The sequence below is a fragment of the Streptomyces sp. NPDC053426 genome (assembly GCF_055585405.1).
The window spans coordinates 90234-105522 of record NZ_JBVJKE010000016.1 but is presented as its reverse complement, the minus strand read 5'-3'; the positions used below and the strand labels follow the sequence as shown (position 1 = coordinate 105522).

Annotated in this window: 16 protein-coding genes; 8 read left to right on the top strand and 8 right to left on the bottom strand. The window is 71.5% G+C overall.

Annotated features, from left to right (window positions below):
* Positions 1-33 precede the first annotated feature (33 nt).
* On the bottom strand, positions 34-543 hold the full coding sequence (locus ACZ62B_RS29095) for a (2Fe-2S)-binding protein (protein WP_469692740.1): 510 nt from the start codon (positions 541-543) through the stop codon (positions 34-36).
* A 221-nt stretch (positions 544-764) separates the two neighbouring features.
* Here ACZ62B_RS29095 and ACZ62B_RS29090 point away from each other — a divergent pair, with 221 nt between their 5' ends.
* From ACZ62B_RS29090 to ACZ62B_RS29080, 3 genes are all read left to right on the top strand, one after another.
* Complete coding sequence (locus tag ACZ62B_RS29090) at positions 765-1052, top strand: hypothetical protein (protein ID WP_469692668.1); 288 nt, start codon at positions 765-767, stop codon at positions 1050-1052.
* Positions 1053-1355: 303 nt separating this feature from the next.
* Positions 1356-1706, top strand: a complete 351-nt coding sequence (locus ACZ62B_RS29085; protein ID WP_468887073.1) for a hypothetical protein — start codon at positions 1356-1358, stop codon at positions 1704-1706.
* 363 nt (positions 1707-2069) lie between these two features.
* The gene (locus tag ACZ62B_RS29080; protein WP_469692738.1) at positions 2070-3503 is read left to right on the top strand and encodes a membrane-associated oxidoreductase; all 1434 of its coding nucleotides are present in this window, start codon (positions 2070-2072) and stop codon (positions 3501-3503) included.
* Between the two features lie 284 nt (positions 3504-3787).
* Here ACZ62B_RS29080 and ACZ62B_RS29075 read toward each other — a convergent pair whose 3' ends face one another.
* The 5 genes from ACZ62B_RS29075 to ACZ62B_RS29055 form a co-directional block, all read right to left on the bottom strand.
* Positions 3788-5209, bottom strand: coding sequence for a DEAD/DEAH box helicase (locus tag ACZ62B_RS29075; protein ID WP_468722762.1), 1422 nt, complete (start codon positions 5207-5209; stop codon positions 3788-3790).
* Positions 5210-5634: 425 nt separating this feature from the next.
* Positions 5635-6609 carry a polyprenyl synthetase family protein gene (locus ACZ62B_RS29070; protein ID WP_344566706.1) on the bottom strand — a complete coding sequence of 325 codons (975 nt, stop codon included), beginning with the start codon at positions 6607-6609 and terminating at the stop codon, positions 5635-5637.
* 20 nt (positions 6610-6629) lie between these two features.
* Complete coding sequence (locus ACZ62B_RS29065) at positions 6630-7523, bottom strand: phytoene/squalene synthase family protein (RefSeq protein WP_469692666.1); 894 nt, start codon at positions 7521-7523, stop codon at positions 6630-6632.
* 118 nt (positions 7524-7641) lie between these two features.
* Complete coding sequence (locus tag ACZ62B_RS29060; protein ID WP_469692664.1) at positions 7642-8484, bottom strand: ABC transporter permease; 843 nt, start codon at positions 8482-8484, stop codon at positions 7642-7644.
* Positions 8481-9086, bottom strand: coding sequence for an ABC transporter ATP-binding protein (locus tag ACZ62B_RS29055; protein ID WP_469692737.1), 606 nt, complete (start codon positions 9084-9086; stop codon positions 8481-8483). Before ACZ62B_RS29055 ends, ACZ62B_RS29060 begins: the two co-directional genes overlap by 4 nt.
* A gap of 433 nt (positions 9087-9519) precedes the next feature.
* On the opposite strand from ACZ62B_RS29055, the gene ACZ62B_RS29050 reads away from it, so the two are divergent.
* Positions 9520-10101, top strand: a complete 582-nt coding sequence (locus tag ACZ62B_RS29050) for a suppressor of fused domain protein (RefSeq protein ID WP_469692662.1) — start codon at positions 9520-9522, stop codon at positions 10099-10101.
* A 419-nt stretch (positions 10102-10520) separates the two neighbouring features.
* On the opposite strand, the gene ACZ62B_RS29045 is transcribed toward ACZ62B_RS29050, so the two are convergent.
* Positions 10521-11480, bottom strand: a complete 960-nt coding sequence (locus ACZ62B_RS29045; RefSeq protein ID WP_468722770.1) for a DUF1152 domain-containing protein — start codon at positions 11478-11480, stop codon at positions 10521-10523.
* A 92-nt stretch (positions 11481-11572) separates the two neighbouring features.
* Between ACZ62B_RS29045 and ACZ62B_RS29040 the strand changes: the two genes are divergently transcribed.
* Positions 11573-11803 carry a hypothetical protein gene (locus tag ACZ62B_RS29040; protein WP_469692660.1) on the top strand — a complete coding sequence of 77 codons (231 nt, stop codon included), beginning with the start codon at positions 11573-11575 and terminating at the stop codon, positions 11801-11803.
* Between the two features lie 484 nt (positions 11804-12287).
* On the opposite strand, the gene ACZ62B_RS29035 is transcribed toward ACZ62B_RS29040, so the two are convergent.
* Positions 12288-13697, bottom strand: coding sequence for an NAD(P)-binding domain-containing protein (locus ACZ62B_RS29035; protein ID WP_469692658.1), 1410 nt, complete (start codon positions 13695-13697; stop codon positions 12288-12290).
* Between the two features lie 195 nt (positions 13698-13892).
* Here ACZ62B_RS29035 and ACZ62B_RS29030 point away from each other — a divergent pair, with 195 nt between their 5' ends.
* From ACZ62B_RS29030 to ACZ62B_RS29020, 3 genes are read left to right on the top strand one after another with little or no spacing between them, the layout of a single operon-like run.
* Positions 13893-14393: an NAD(P)-binding domain-containing protein gene (locus ACZ62B_RS29030; RefSeq protein WP_469692657.1), complete on the top strand. Its 501-nt coding sequence runs from the start codon at positions 13893-13895 to the stop codon at positions 14391-14393.
* Positions 14318-14692 carry an ArsR/SmtB family transcription factor gene (locus ACZ62B_RS29025; RefSeq protein ID WP_469692655.1) on the top strand — a complete coding sequence of 125 codons (375 nt, stop codon included), beginning with the start codon at positions 14318-14320 and terminating at the stop codon, positions 14690-14692. Before ACZ62B_RS29030 ends, ACZ62B_RS29025 begins: the two co-directional genes overlap by 76 nt.
* A gap of 25 nt (positions 14693-14717) precedes the next feature.
* Positions 14718-15224, top strand: a complete 507-nt coding sequence (locus ACZ62B_RS29020) for a GNAT family N-acetyltransferase (RefSeq protein WP_344566722.1) — start codon at positions 14718-14720, stop codon at positions 15222-15224.
* Positions 15225-15289 lie beyond the last annotated feature (65 nt).

The following is a 15289-nucleotide window of genomic DNA, read 5'->3' as shown; positions in this document are numbered from 1 at the left end:
CGCTTGGATCATGGATTGCTGCCGCGTGGGCGGCTACGGATCCTGAATGGTCAGCCGTCGCTGTCCGGGGTGGAGGAACTCGTGGAGATGTGGATGCTCATCGGTGAGCTGATGCGCGCCAGGACGCGCGAGTACCTCGCCTCCTCGCCCTTGAGCCGGGACGAAATGCCCGGGCTCAGGTCCCTGGCGGCCTCCGCACGGGTCAGGGAAACGGCCCTCTTCCTTGACGCGACGGACCAGGGCGACAGCGGCCATGATCTGGCCGGGCTGGCAGTAGCCGCACTGGGCCACGTCCCGGTCGATCCACGCCTCCTGCCTGGGGTACAGGTCCGCTCCCACCGTGGCGGGCAGCCCTTCGACGGTGGTGACCTCGTCGGAGGGCCGCAGGTCTTTCACGGGGATGGAACAGGGGCTGGCCGCCCTGCCGTTGAGGTGGCTCGTACAGGCTTTGCAGACGTTGATGCCACAGCCGTACTTCGGTCCGGTCACTCCGAGGATGTCCCGGAGGACCTGAACGACCCACTGGAACAGCTCGACGCGCAGGTGATGCGGCCGGTCCGGGCCGCCATCGGGCTCGACGAGTGCGTCAGGGCCTTCAGCGGCGCGGCGCCGGCCCCGACCGCGGTGCTGGAGTTCCTGGCGAGTGTGGGCCTGCCGGTGCACGAGGTGCGGGGTCTGAGCGAGACCACCGGGGCGGGGACCGTCAGCACCCCCTGGCCGGCCACGCCGTCCCCGTCGGGGACCGTCGGCGCTACGTCACCGCGTTGCTGGTACTGGACGACGAGACGGCCCCGCTGTGGGCGCGGGCCAACGGCGTCACCGACGCGTCCGACCTCGACGCGCCGGCCCGCCATCCGGTGGTTCTCGAAGCTCTCGACCGGGCCGTCGCCGAGGCGAACGGGGTGCTCTCGCGCGCGGAGCAGGTGAAGAGGCACCGTGTCCTGGCGGGCCCCTGGACCGCGGGGACCGGCGAGCTGACGCCGAAGCTGAGCCTGCGCCGTCGCGCCATCGACGAACTGCACGCCGCCACGATCGAGTCGACGTACACATAGGTCGTACCGCGACCACGAAGGGACACCAGCACATGGGCGTTCAGCGCCAGGCCCCGCGCCGCAGGATGGAGCCGGACGCCCGGCGGGCCTAGATCCTCGGTGTCGCACGCAGGCTGTTCGGGGCGAAGAGCTACGGCACGGTGTCGATCGCGGACATCGCGGCCGAGGCCGGTGTGGCCCGTGCCCTGGTCAGTCACCACTTCGGCGGAAAGCGGCAGCTCTACCTGGAAGTGGTCCGGCAGATGATGGTCGTCCCGGCGTCCGTCTCCCAGCGGCTTCCCCCCCACCACCGCCGAGGAGCGTGTGTCGACCTGTGTCGACCGCTGGCTCGAAGTCGTGGAACGCAACCGGGAGATGTGGCTCTCCGCGATCGGCCTGGAGGCCCTGGGAAACGACCCGGAGATCGACCGGATCATGCTGGAGGCCGACGAGATCGCGACCGACCGCGTCCCCGAGGCCGCCATGATGGCCGACGTGAGCGAGGGCCGGGAGAAGCTCCGGGCCATGATCCGCGCGCACAGCAGCATGCTGAAGGCCGCCTCCCGCGAGTGGTTGGTGCGCGGCACCCTCAGCCGCAGCGACCTGCACGTGATGCTCACCCGCACCGTACTGCACCTGGTCGACACGGTCTTCCCCGCGCTGCGGGACGAGTGACAGCACCGATCGGCCCACGTCAAGGAGAGCTCCACGCCCCGAGTCCTGTCCGACGAACACCGCTGCCCGGTCAAGGCGGTGGCCGACTCCTGCCGCCGTGAGTGCGGCACGGGGGAACGGCGCGACAAGCTCACCGCCGACGGTCAGGAACAGCACGACCGAACGCTCCACGAGAGGACGACGGCACCGGGCCGGCCCCCGCTCTTCCCGCCCCGTCCGAGTCACCGCCTCGACACCCTGTCGAACCACCGGATGCACGAAGGGAGACGACCGGGCGGCGTGCCCGGTAAGGAAGTTGACAGCTGGAATGCAGCACGTCAAAGTCCCGGCGTGAGCGAGACCAACGATCTGACGCCGGCCGAGATGCGTGTATGGCGCGCCTTTCCACGAGGCGAGTCCGTGGACTTCCGCGGCGCCGAGAACGAGGACCCGGCCCTCGGCAGCGCCTGGGGCACCGAGCGGACCGTACGGGCGAGTGTGCTTCGGACGCTGCTGCTCAAGGTTCCGCAGGAGGAAGGGGAGATCGCCGCTCTCAGGATCACGGGGGCGCGGATCACCGGCGTACTGGACCTGAAGTACGCCACGATCGACGCCGCCGTCCGGTTGAGCCACTGCCACTTCGACGGCGTTCCCGAGCTGTACGGCGCCCGGCTGCGCCAGCTCAATCTGAGCAAGTCCGTTCTGCCGGGCCTGACCTCGGCGGCCTTGCGGGTCGAGGGGGTACTGCATCTGACGGACTGCCACATTTCGGGGCCGACGCGGCTCGGCGGAGCGCAGATCTCCGGACCACTGTTCATGGAACGGGCGCGGTTCACGGCACCGGACGACTCCGAGCCGGTGCTGCAGCTCAACCAGGCCGTGATCGGAGGTGACTTGTGGGCGCCGGAGATGCGCGCGCACGGACAGGTACGGCTCACGGGCGCCTCCGTCGCCGGACGGATCAACGTTCAGGACGCCGAGTTCGACAAGCCCGGCGGCACCGCGCTGGACGCGCAGAACCTCAACGTGGGAGCCCATGTACGGGCGAGGTGCGTACGCGCGCGGGGCCGGATCGAGCTCCGGGGCTCGCGTATACCGGGCCGTCTCGACCTGCTCCACGCCCGCCTGTCGCACCCGGGAGACACCGCCCTGCGGGCGAGCAGTTGTGTCATCGGTGAGCTCTGGCTGCGCGGTGGTGATCGCATCGAGGGAGCCCTGAATCTGCGGCGCTCTCAAATAGAGATCCTGACCCTTGAACCGGAGATGCTGCCGGACCAGGTGCATCTCAGCAACCTCACGTACACCGTGCTCGCCCCGCACGAGTCCGCCGAGCGCCGCCTTCCGATGCTGGAGCGGGACGACGACCGGTATGAGCCGTACGGCTACGAGCAGTTGACGGCGGCCTACCGCCACGTCGGTGACGACGACGCGGCCAGGCTCGTCCAACTCGCCAAGCAACGCCGCCGACGCACCACGCTCACCTGGTACGGACGGCTGTGGGGGTACGTCCAGGACGTCACCGTCGGCTACGGCTTCCGCCCGTTGCGCGCGGCCGTCTGGCTGCTGTCCCTCATGACCATCGGATCGATCGCGTACGGCCTGGACCACCCGCGCCCCGTCAAGACGGACGAGGCTCCTGACTTCAACCCTGTCTTCTACACCCTCGACCTGCTCCTGCCGGTCATCAACTTCGGCCAGGAGCCGGCGTTCGCCCCTGAAGGCTGGTATCAGTGGCTGTCGTACACCCTGATCATCACCGGCTGGATCCTGGCGACGACGATCGTCGCGGGCGTGTCCCGTACGGTCAGCCGCCAATGACCCTCGACAGCCACAGAACAAGTGCTCCGCACCGGAGGGCTTGCCCCGGGGAGCGTGTGCCGGCGGACGCCGGGGCATGATCAAGAGAATCGAGTCCTCCGTTGCCGTGTGACGGCGAGCCGTACCCGGACCTGGAACAGGACGGTTCCGGAAGAAGCACGCCAGGCCAGTGCCGTCACGCGTCCAAGGCCGCTGCGACGAACGCGACACCGGTGTGGACACCGGTCCTGCGTGTCCGTCCAGCGGCGTGGACGGACACCGCCCGGCGGTCCGGGAAGCCGGGTTCAGCCGCCGCGCCGTACCCGGGCCGCCTTGCGGGCCTCCGCGAGCTTGCGGGCCTCGCTGCTCTTGCGGGACGCCCTGCCACCGGAGCCGCTCTTCGCGTCCTTGGCGCTGCCCAGGCCACGGAACGGGACGTTGTGGTTCTTGGGGCGCGCTGCGGCCGCCCCGCCGTCGAGGGACTCTCCGGAGGGGGCCCTGGCGCCGGTGATCCGGCTCAGCTCCGCCTCGCCGGACCGCACTTTGGTGACCTTGGGAGCGACGCCGGCGTCCGCCATGACCTGGCTCGTCTCACGGCGCTGTCCCGACAGGACGAGCGTCACGACGGTGCCGGAGCGGCCGGCCCGCGCCGTGCGGCCCGCGCGGTGCAGATAGTCCTTCGGGTCGGTGGCCGGGTCGACGTTGACCACGAGGTCGAGGTCGTCGACGTGCAGGCCCCGTGCGGCGACGTTCGTCGCCACCAGCGAGGTGACCTGCCCGTTTTTGAACCGGTCCAGGGTCCGGGTGCGCTGCGGCTGGGACTTCCCGCTGTGCAGGGCGGCGGCGGCCACGCCGCTGGCCCGCAGATGCCGCGTGAGCTGGTCGACGCCGTGCTTGGTGTCCAGGAACAGCAGGACGCGTCCGTCCCGGGCGGCGATCTCCGTGGTCACGGCGTACCGGTCCGGGCCGTGCACGACGAGGACGTGGTGTTCGATCGCGGAGACCGCGCCGGACGAGGGGTCCACGGAGTGGACGGCGGGGTCGCGCAGATAGCGCCGCACCAGCTGGTCGACGTCACGGTCGAGGGTGGCGGAGAACAGCATCCGCTGCCCGTCGGAACGCACCTGGTCCAGGATCTCGGTGACCTGCGGCAGGAACCCCATGTCACACATCTGGTCGGCCTCGTCCAGGACCACGATGCGCACACGCCCCAGCCGGCAGCCCCCGCGCTCGACGAGGTCGTGCAGCCGGCCGGGCGTGGCGACGACGATCTCGGCGCCGTCCCTCAGCGCGGCGGTCTGCCGTCCGACGGACACCCCGCCCACCACGGTCGCGAGCCTCAGTCGCAGCGCCTCGGCGTACGGAGTGAGCGCCTCACCGACCTGCTGCGCCAGCTCCCTGGTGGGCACCAGAACGAGCGCCAGCGGCTCTTTCGGCCGCGCGCGCCGCCCGGCCGTCCGGGCGAGCATCCCCAGGCCGAAGGCGAGCGTCTTGCCGGATCCCGTACGGCCCCGGCCCAGGACGTCCCGTCCCGCGAGCGCGTTCGGCAGCGCGGCGGCCTGGATGGGAAAGGGCACGGTCACACCGTGCTCGTCGAGCACCCGCAGCACCTCGGCCGGCAGCCCAAGCCGCGCGAAGGACGTCACCGTGGGCGGTGTCGAAGTGGCACCTGCCGCCTCGGACACACAGTCCTGCCGCCGGGCATCGGTACGTGCTGATTCGCTCACAGAAAGCCTTCCTCCGAGGGACCGTACCGAGGAAGGCCCGGCAGGGACGCGGTCACCGGCCAGGGACACCGACACAGCGACACCGCAAACAGCCAACGCTAGCACGGAGCACTCCGCGGGCCTCCCGTGGCAGCGCCGCTCAGCCGAGGAACAGCGATCGGACCCGTCTGCGCGGATCGTCCCGGCGCGGCCCCGCCCGCCAAGATCCGGACCTGTCGTGCTCGCCGAAGAAACCGGGCTTCTTCGGGACGCGTGAAATAAGGTGCCTGACCTGGGCTTTCGCCTGTCGGGCGCCTTTCGCCCAGCCTGCTCCCGAAGGCCGTCGAGGAGCTCGGCGTAGTGGCGGAAGAGAACCTCGATGCTCCGGCCGGCGCGGCAGTGGACGTCGAGCGGGCTCGGCCCGGCCGCGGCTGACAGGCGCTTCGTCAGCGCCGGCGGTCGGCCGCCGATGTGACCAGTTCGGCGAGCTGGGTGGAGTTCGGCAGGTCGGTGAGTTCGGCGCGTGCCTGTTCGGCGTGGGAGGACGCCATCCGGGCCGCCTCGGTGAGTGCGCCGGTGCGTGTCAGCACGGCGAGGATGTCCCGGTGTGCGGTGACGGGGTCGGTGCCGCCGCGGAACACGGTGGCCAGGCGGTCGCGGTCGGCCTCGTCGGCGGCTTCGCAGGCCAGCAGGACGGGCAGGGTGGGTTGGAGGTTGGCGACGTCGCTGGTGGCCGTCTTGCCGGTGACCTGGTCCTCGGCGGTGTAGGGGAGCAGGTCGTCACGGATCTGGAAGGCCATGCCGAGCTGTTCTCCGTACCGGCGCAGGGCCTGGTGCCGCCGCGGGGCCGCCCCGGCCAGGATCGCCCCGGCCTGGCAGGCGGCGCCGGTCAGCGCGGCGGTCTTGGCCCGCATGACGTCCAGGACGGTCGGCACTCCGCAGGTCAGGTCGCCGCGGATCTCGGTCTCGCGCATGATGCCCTGGCACATGTGTCGCAGGGCCTCGACGACGACCCGTGCCGCATGCAGCACACGCTCGGCGGGGCCACCGCTGAGCAGGGCCGCGATGCCGGCCATCGACAGTCCGTCGCCCGCGGCCAGGGCTTCGGCGAGGCCGTACTGTTCGGCGGTGGAGGCCCGCCCGCGGCGTACCGGGTCCTGGTCGATGATGTCGTCGTGGACGAGGCTGGCGACGTGCAGGCACTCGATGCCGGCCGCGAAAGCCAGCACCTGGTCGGCGGTGCCGCCGACGGCCTTGGCCGACTCCATGCACAGCACGGGGCGCAGGAGCTTGCCCGGAGGGAACAACGCGTCCAGGCAGGCCAGCTCCAACAGGCTGTCACCGCTGCCCACCCAGCGAAGCAGCTCGGCCTCCAGGAGCGGGACGTACGTGTCGCCGGCGGGAGTCACAGCAAGAGACATGTCCCGTTTCCTTTCACAGGTCAGCAGGGGATCACGGCCCGCATGAGGGGCCGCCACACGTTGAGCAGCGTGCCCAGGGGCGGCTGTGCCGGTCGGTGGAGGACGTCCTGGCCCGCTGCCAGCACCGCGGCGACGATCAGGGTCATGTGCTCACGGTGGGCGTGCCAGAGGGCGCTCGCGGGGCCGTGGTCCTCTTCCCCTGCCTCGCGCAGTCGCCCGGTGATCCGCTCGGCCTCGAACGCGATGAGGTCGGCCATGGCCGGTGTCCAACGTTTCGCCTTGATGTCCTCGGCGCGCACCTGAAACCGGTCGAGATCCTCCAACGGCAGGTAGAGACGCCCGTCGTCGAGGTCTTCCGACAGGTCGCGCAGCACATCCGTCAGCTGTGCGGACACGGAGAACTCGCGTACCAGCAGCTCATCCGCGGGTTCGGCCGCGGCGCCCATCACCCGGTAGACCATGGCCATCGAGCCACCGGTCATCTGCGCGCACCACCGGTGCAGTTCGCCGAAGGTGGCGAAGTCACGGAAGTCGAGGTCCCTCCGCATCGCGCTGAACATGTCCTCGACCACCGACAGCGGCATGCCGAAGGTCCGGTAGGTGTGGACCGTGGCGTGCAGTACGGGATCGTGGGAGCCGTCGGCGTCGAAGGCTGTCCAGGTGGCCTCGGCAAAGTCGGTAAAGCGGCGTCGACGGTCTTCGGCCGGGCCGCTGTCCACGCAGAGATCGGCACGGTACCCGTGTGCCAGCAGTGCCGCCGTATGAGGCCGGACCGCCGCGGGAGCGCTGCGCAGACCGTGCCAGCGGGCGGTCCCTCCGTCGGCGCCGGCCAGCTCTCGTACGCACACCGTGTAGCAGTGCCGGAGGACGGGATCAGTGATGCCCGCGGCATCCAGCCATCGCCTTACCAGCATCTGTGAGCCCTTTCTGCTCGACCGGTTCCCGTCGGCGCCAGGACCTCGCTCTGCGGCGAGGGCGCGATGCGTCCCTCGTCGGGCGCCTTTGTGAGCCGTCGTCCCACCGGGGCGCCGCTCAGCGAGGTGTCGACGTGGCTCTGGCCGGGCGCGCGGGTTGTCGGTGCCTGGACGGCCAGGGCGGACGGAGGGGCGGCCGTGTGGTCAGGGCGTCTTTGGTGCGGCGGTGGAAGGCGAGCAGGCCCAGGAGTGCGGCGCCGGTGAACCACAGGACCTGGACGGCCAGACCGCCGGGGAGCGGTCTGTGGGTGAAGCCCGCGGCGGTGGCGGCCTGCATGGTGCCGTAGGTGGGCAGGAGTTGCACGGCCACGCTTTCGGTACCGCCGCTGGCCAGGGGGCTTTGCAGTCCGACATCGACAAGGCTGGTCATGACCAGGGCGAACATGCCCTCCACCTCCCGGCGCAGCAAGGAGCCGAAGACGACGCCGAGCGCCCCGTAGGTCATCGCTCCGCAGAACAGGCCCGCGGCGAGCTGCAAGGGCTGGTGCGGGCTCCAGGCGGCGCGGATCACCACGGTGGCATAGGCGGCGATGATGACGGAGGCCAGGGTGAGGGAGGTGGTCTTGGCCAGGACGAGATGGATGCGGGGGTAGCCGGCCATGGCCAGGCGGCGGTCGAAGCGTCCGCCGTTGAACGTGACGGCGAACATCATGAACCCGGTGATCAGGGTGACGGCGTTGATGGCGCCGGTGATCTGCGTGATCTGGTTGCCCGCCGGTGCCAGGAGCCGGCCGGTCGCCCGCAGTCTGAAGGTCACGGGTCTGTCGGGGATGACGGCGTGGGCCAGGCTGATCCAGGTGGGGATGAACAGGGCGACCAGGACCATGGCGAGCCTGTTGCGGGCGTGCTCGACCAGGTCGAAGCGGGCCGCGGTGACGAACAGACGCAGGTGCCGCCTCACGCCGGCACCGCCGTCACGGGGTGCAGGACGCCGTCCCGCAGCCGCCACAACTCGTCCAGGCGTTCGGCGTCGTAGGCCAGGTGCGAGACGACGAGGACGGAGCGGCCCGCATCACGCAGCCGTGCCGCCAGGTCCCAGAAGCGCTGGTAGGTGTCCCAGTCGAAACCCTGGTAGGGCTCGTCCAGCAGCAGCACCTGCGGGTCGTGCATCAGCGCCAGGGTCAGGTTCAGCTTCTGACGGGTCCCGCCGCTGAGCAGGCCGGCGCGCTCATCGGCGTACTCCGACAAGGAAAGCACCTCCATGACCTCTCCGGCGTGCCGCAGATCCGGCAGCCCCCGCGCGACGCGGAAGAACTCCAGATGCTGTCGCACGGTCAGGGCGTCGTTGACGACCACGTCCTGCGGGCAGTAGCCGAAACGGCCTCCATGGCGGACCGTGCCGCGCTGTGGGCGCAGATCACCGGCCAGGATTTTCAGCAGCGTGGACTTGCCCGCACCGTTCTCCCCGACGATGCCGGCCAGCACACCAGGCCGCAGGACGAGGTCCAGGCCTCGCAGAACCTCACGCCGGCTGTACGCGTGACGCACGTTCCTGACCTCCACCGCACCCCCAGGCTCGTAGACCGTGCCGCACACGCCCTGCTGACCACTCGCCGTCTTGGCAAGGCTAGGCATCGCACGGGGTCAAAAGCGCAGCTGAAGCCGCCGGTTAGCCCGCATGAGTGAAGGCCGCGTCGTAAACGCGGCCGAGAGCTGAGCCGGGCCCCGCAGCGCCGCCCGCCCACCGTCACGCGCGGCGCGCCCCGGCCGGTCCCCCGGACCGTGAGTCCCGGTTCGCCGCAGCGGCCGGTGAACGCTTCTTCCCGGGAGACGCGCTGCCACTGGCAGGCGAGGCACCGTGTGGAGGTGGCCGGCCGGTCCGTCACGGCGATGCCCTGACACGGGCCGGTGGCTTCGACACGGTGGTGGACCGGTCCGTCGGTCATCGTCCGTGGTCGGCGGGGCGCCGGGGCGGGCCTGTGAGATCCTCTCCACCATGTTCGAGAGCGAGCGCGGCCGGCAGGCGGCAGCAGGCGTCGAGACCCATGTCCGCGGCTTCTTCGCCTGCCATGCGATCGCGGTCGACGATGACAACCTCGGACCTGAACGGCGCCAAGCGGTACCAGGCTTGAGGATCCTCACCGTCGGTCCGGGGCCGCGTGCCGACAGCTGGGCCTACATCACCGCCGGCTGCTGGTCCGCCACCGAGAGAAGCGGTCACGGTCTCGAGTTCGTCCTCACCGCGCCCGTCCGCGACGAGCGTTTCGCCGATCTCCTGGCCATGACCGCCTCCTACCACACCCGTCACCGCCTCGATCTCGGGCACAGCCTGCCCATCGGGGAACCATGGCTGCCCGGGTCCCGCTGTGACCACCTGCTGATCAGCCTCCCCTACCTCCACGGCCCCGCCCTGGAGCACTGCCCGCTGCCGAACGGTCATGCCCGCGTCCTCTGGGTCCTCCCGATCACCGCGGCCGAGGCCGCGCACCGCCGACAGCACGGCCACGAATCCCTGGAACGGCTCTTCGACGAGCACGCGATCGTCCCGACCGATCCCGGACGGCCATCGGTCGTCTGAACGGTGAGTGAACTGCCGCCGGGACCGAACGGGCCGGGCTCAGTGGCTCGGAGTCCGGGGTGTTCGAGCCAGTGCGGTCGGGGTTCGTCGGGTTCGCCGTTGAAGTGGGGTGGCCATGTCGTGGCCGGGGTGAAGCCGTCGATCACGGCCAGGCCGCCGGCGGTGAGCAGGCGAGCGGGGTCTGCGGTTCCGTCACCCTTGGCCTGGCCTCCGCCGTCGAGTACCAGCAGGTCGTACGGACCGTACTGTTCGATGTGCCGCCAGTCGCCGTGGGGGACCTCGACCTGGTGGTGTTCCCGGAAGACCTCCGCAGCGATGCGGGCCCGTTCCGCGTCCCGCTCGATGCTGATCAGCCGGGTGCCCGGAGCCGCGCCGGAGGCCGGCCAGGCCGACGCCGCAGCCTGCGGCCGGTCCGGTCGCTAGTGGGGGAAGGTGCGGGGCGGGCGGGTCACCGTGGATTCGCGGAACTCGGCGATCCGTGAGTGGACTTGGCGCATCAGGTAGGTGTCCTCGATGCGGTCCAGGTAGAGGCACCGGGCGGCCAGGCCCGGCAGGTCGAAGGCGAAGTACAGGGACATCAGCGGGTTCACGAACAACTCGCTGCCTCGCGTGCGGTCGGTGAACCGGACGTCGCCGAACGAGCCGCGCACGGCTGCCGCGATCGAGCCGTTCACGATGCTGGGGTGCTCGGGGGTGTGGTCCTGGGCGTGCGCCACCGCGTCCAGGTACAGGGCGCCTTCACGGGTGGCGCGTGATATCGAGAACGCGCCGAGGTACGCGCCGTCGCGCTCCAGGGCGGCGATGTTCTCCAGGACCTGTACGTGGTTCACGCCGTGGTGGGCGTCCACGCCGAACCCGACGGACACCACGACCCGGTTCGGTATGCCGTCCAGCGCGGCGAGCGCCGCCACGCCGGCCAGGTCCTCCTCCGGTGTGCCGAGACCGGCCTCGTCACCGCGCAACAGGATGTCGGTGCCGCCGTCGACCAGTACCACGGCGTCGATGCCGTGCAGTTCGGTCAGTGCCTGGTAAGCGGCGCGCAACGGACGTACGCCGGTCTGCGGGAAGGCATACACGGTGGGCGGGTAGCCATGCCGGCGCAGCCACTGGGCGAGGGTCCGCTCCGGGAAGTAGCTCTGGTGCGGGGCGGAGTCAGGAGTGATGACGGCGAGGTCGTCAGCAGCCCAGTCGTCGGGAGGCAGACCGGCGAGTGCGCTGAAGGAGAGGTTCGCGAGGTACACCTCCTTGCCTTGGTGCAGGAGGGAGAGGGCCACCGGCAGGCCGGCGTAGATGTCGAAGCCGCCGCCCGCGCCCGCGACGAGGATCCGTTCGGAATCGGCGAGCCGGGCGAAGAGCGGGTTGGTGTGGAGGGACGTCACAACGATCATTGTCGCTCGACGCCCCCTCCGGCATGGGGCGTTGCCTCGGATTCCGTGCCGCACGCGGACCGGGCGTGCCACCATGCCGTTCCATGACGCCACGCGACCCGAAGGCCGGGACGGGGGAACTCCTCTACGAACTCTGTGTCGACCTCGGCTTCTGCCTCCCGCCCCACGAGCAGCAGCGTCTGCGGGAGGCACCGCCCGCCGACGCGGACAGCTTCGCCGACGCCGTGTTCGCCGCCGAGGGGTTGGACCCCGGCCTTCACACGCAACTGTGGCACCAGGTGCGGGAGCGGATCGACCGGCGCATGCGCGGATGAGGAAACCGAGCAGTGAGGGGCGGTTCCCGGAGCGCCATTGCCGTACGGCGTGGGCGATGGCGCAGATGTCGACCAGCGGGTGAGGACGAGCGCGGGCTGGTGGAAGGTGGCCGCCCTCGCAAGCCCGGCCGACGCCCAACCGGCGGAGAAGGCCGGCAGGTTCGGCGCCGCGGCCACGATCAGCAGGCCGACGACGCCGAGCACCGAGCCGACGGTCATGACGGTCCGCGGGCCGCTGCGGTCGAGGACGCGGCCGACGCGGATCCGGCGAGGGCGGAGACCACGAGAGCGAGGGAGAACGCCGCGGTGGTCGCCCCGGCCGGCCGGTGGCGGCGGTGATCCGAGGGTTGAGGACGGGGAACGCGTGGTGGACGATGCCCCAGCTCACGATCTGCGTGGCGCGGAGGGCGGGCACCCCCATGCGCGGGGCCGCGACCGGTCCCCTGTTCCGGTCGCGGCCCCGCGTGCGGGGTGCCCAGGCTGGTCACGAGCCGCAGCAACCGCCCGCAGGGGTTCGAGCCTGCTCGGCAGCCGCCCCGGCCGGGGTGAGGGCGCCGAGCTGGACGAGCTGCGGCGCGGGCGCGCAGCAGCCACCGCCGTCGGCCTCAGCGGCGTCGGGGGCGTCGAACAGGCCGGCGCCGCCGCAGACTCCGGTCTCGGGAAGGGTGAGTTCGACGCGGTCGGCGGACTCGAGGTCGCCGGCGATCGCGGCGGCGACGGAGCGGACCTGTTCGTAGCCGGTCATCGCGAGGAACGTGGGGGCGCGGCCGTAGGACTTCATCCCGACCAGGTAGACGCCCTGCTCGGGGTGGGAGAGCTCGCGGTGGCCGTGCGGGTAGACGGTGCCGCAGGAGTGCTGGTTGGGGTCGATCAGCGGCGCGAGCGCGACGGGCGCCTGAAGGCGCTCGTCGAGTCCGAGGCGCAGTTCGTCGAGGAAGGACAGGTCGGGGCGGAAGCCGGTCAGGACGATCACTTCGTCGACCGGTTCCAGGCGACGGCCGTCCTCGCCGACCAGGACCAGGCGGCCGTCGGTATCGCGATCGATCGCCTCGGTGCGGAAGCCGGTGACCGCATCGGCGTGGCCCTCGTCGACGGCGGCCTTGGCCGCCAGGCCCAGGGCGCCGCGCGCCGGGAGCCGGTCGGCGTCTCCGCCGCCGAAAGTCGAACCCGAGATGCCCCGGCGCAGGATCCACACTCCCCTCGTGCCCGCGCCGTCGTCGGACTCGGCCAGGTCGGCGAGGTGAGCCAGCGCGGTGAAGGCGGAGGCGCCGGAGCCGATCACGGCGGTGCGCCTGCCCGCGTACCGGGCGCGGACGGCCGGGTCCTTCAGGTCCGGGACGCGGTAGGTGATCCGGTCCGCGGCCGCCTTCTCACCGAGCGCGGGCAGTCCGCTGCCGCCGGCCGGGCCGGGCGTGGCCCAGGTGCCTGAGGCGTCGATGACGGCGCGGGCGAAGACGCGCTCCTCATGGCCGTCGGCGTAAGCGACGTGCACGACGAACGGCTGCTGCTCGCGGTCGGCGTCCACGATCCGGTCCCGGCCCGCCCGGGAGACACCGGTGACGGTGGCACCGGTGCGGACCCGCTCGCCGAGGACGTCGGCGAGCGGCTGCAGGTACAGCTCGGCCCAGTCGCCGCCGGAGGGGTAGGTCACCGGGTCGGGACGCGTCCAGCCGGTGGGGGCGAGGAGCTTTTCGGCGGCCGGGTCGACAACCTCGCCCCAGGTGGAGAACAGACGCACATGGCTCCACTCGCGCACCGCGGTGCCGGCAGTGGGGCCGGCCTCCAGGACCAGGGGCTCGATGCCCTGGTCGACCAGGTGAGCGGCGGCGGCCAGGCCGGCGGGGCCTGCCCCGATCACGACGACGGGCAGCTCGGTGGTAGCGGACGCGTTCACGGCGACTCCTTGCGTGTTTCGACATCCGTCGATGACTTGCGCGGCCCAGCATGGCACCTGTATCGATGAGCGTCAACATAGACATTCATCGAATCCAGGGGGTTCGCCGATGGAGCACGTCGACGTCGCCGTGACGGCGGTGGCCAGTCCGGCCTCGCCACCGCCCACGCCCTGCCGCGCCGTGGGCTGTGGCCCGTGGTGCTGGAGGCGTCCGACCTCGACCGCGACCGCCACCCGCACCGCGGCGAGGTCGTCGCCCACCTCACCGCCCACACCGACCGTCCGAAGGCCGGCATCCGCACCCGCCGGCGCGTCACCTCCGCACGCCGGGCCGGATCCGGATTCGAGGTGGCCCTCGACGGCGGCGGCCGCCTTGCGGCACGGGCGGTCGTGGCGGCCCAGGGGACGTTCGGGCGCCCGTACCGGCCGGCGCTGCCGGGCCCGGAGCGGTTCACCGGGCAGGTGCCGCACGCCGCCGACCACCGCCGCCCGGCCCCCTCCACCGGCGGCCGAGTGGTCGCGGCCGGGACGCGGAACGGATCGTCCGGTGCCTGGCCGCCCGCCTCGCGCGCCGGTGACGGGCCTCGCCGCACTGGTTCGACGTATGTCAACATAGACGCATGTCGAATGCGAAGGTGCTGCCGCTGCTCGAGCCCGCCGACGGCCAGGGCGTGGCGCCGTGCTGCCCACCGCTGACCGAACGCCCGATGAACGCCGAGGAGGCCGAGACCGCGGCGCGGATGTTCAAGGCCCTCGGCGACCCGGTGCGGCTGCGGCTGTTCTCCGCCGTGGCCTCGCACGAAGGCGGCGAGGCGTGCGTGTGCGACATCTCCGACGTCGGCGTCTCCCAGCCCACCGTCTCCCACCACCTGAAGAAACTGAAGGAGGCCGGGCTGCTCACTTCCGAGCGGCGCGGCACCTGGGTGTACTACCGCGTCGAGCCGTCGGTGCTCGCCGCGATGGGCAAGCTGCTGACCCTGCCGACCGCGGCCTGACCGGAACAGGACGGAGGGGGAAGCGGTGAGCGGGGCGCTGAGCGCGACGGTGGTGCCGCTGGGAGCGGAGCACGCCGAGCAGGTGCTGGCGATCTACCAGGCGGGCATCGACGAGGGCAACGCCACCTTCGAGACCGGCCCGCCCTCCTGGGAGGCGTTCGAGGCCGCGAAGCCGCCCGAGCACCGCTTCGCCGCCCTCGACACGGACGGCACGGTGCTGGGCTGGGTCGCCGCGAGCAGGGTCTCGGACCGGTGCGCGTACGCGGGGGTGGTCGAGCACTCCGTCTACGTCCACCCCGACGCCCGCGGCCGCGGCATCGCCTCCGCCCTGCTCAAGGCGCTGATCGACTCCACCGAGCGGGCCGGGATCTGGACCATCCAGTCCGGGATCTTCCCCGAGAACACCGCCAGCCTCGCCGTCCACCGGCGGGCCGGCTTCCGTGTCATCGGCACCCGCGAGCGGATCGGGCGCCTTCACGGCGTCTGGCGCGACGTCGTCCTCGTCGAGCGCCGCAGTCCCGCCGTCGTCTGACGGCCGTCAGCACTCCTCGGTCACGGCGACCGCGTCGAACCCGGCGTGGCACAGCGTCCGCTGGA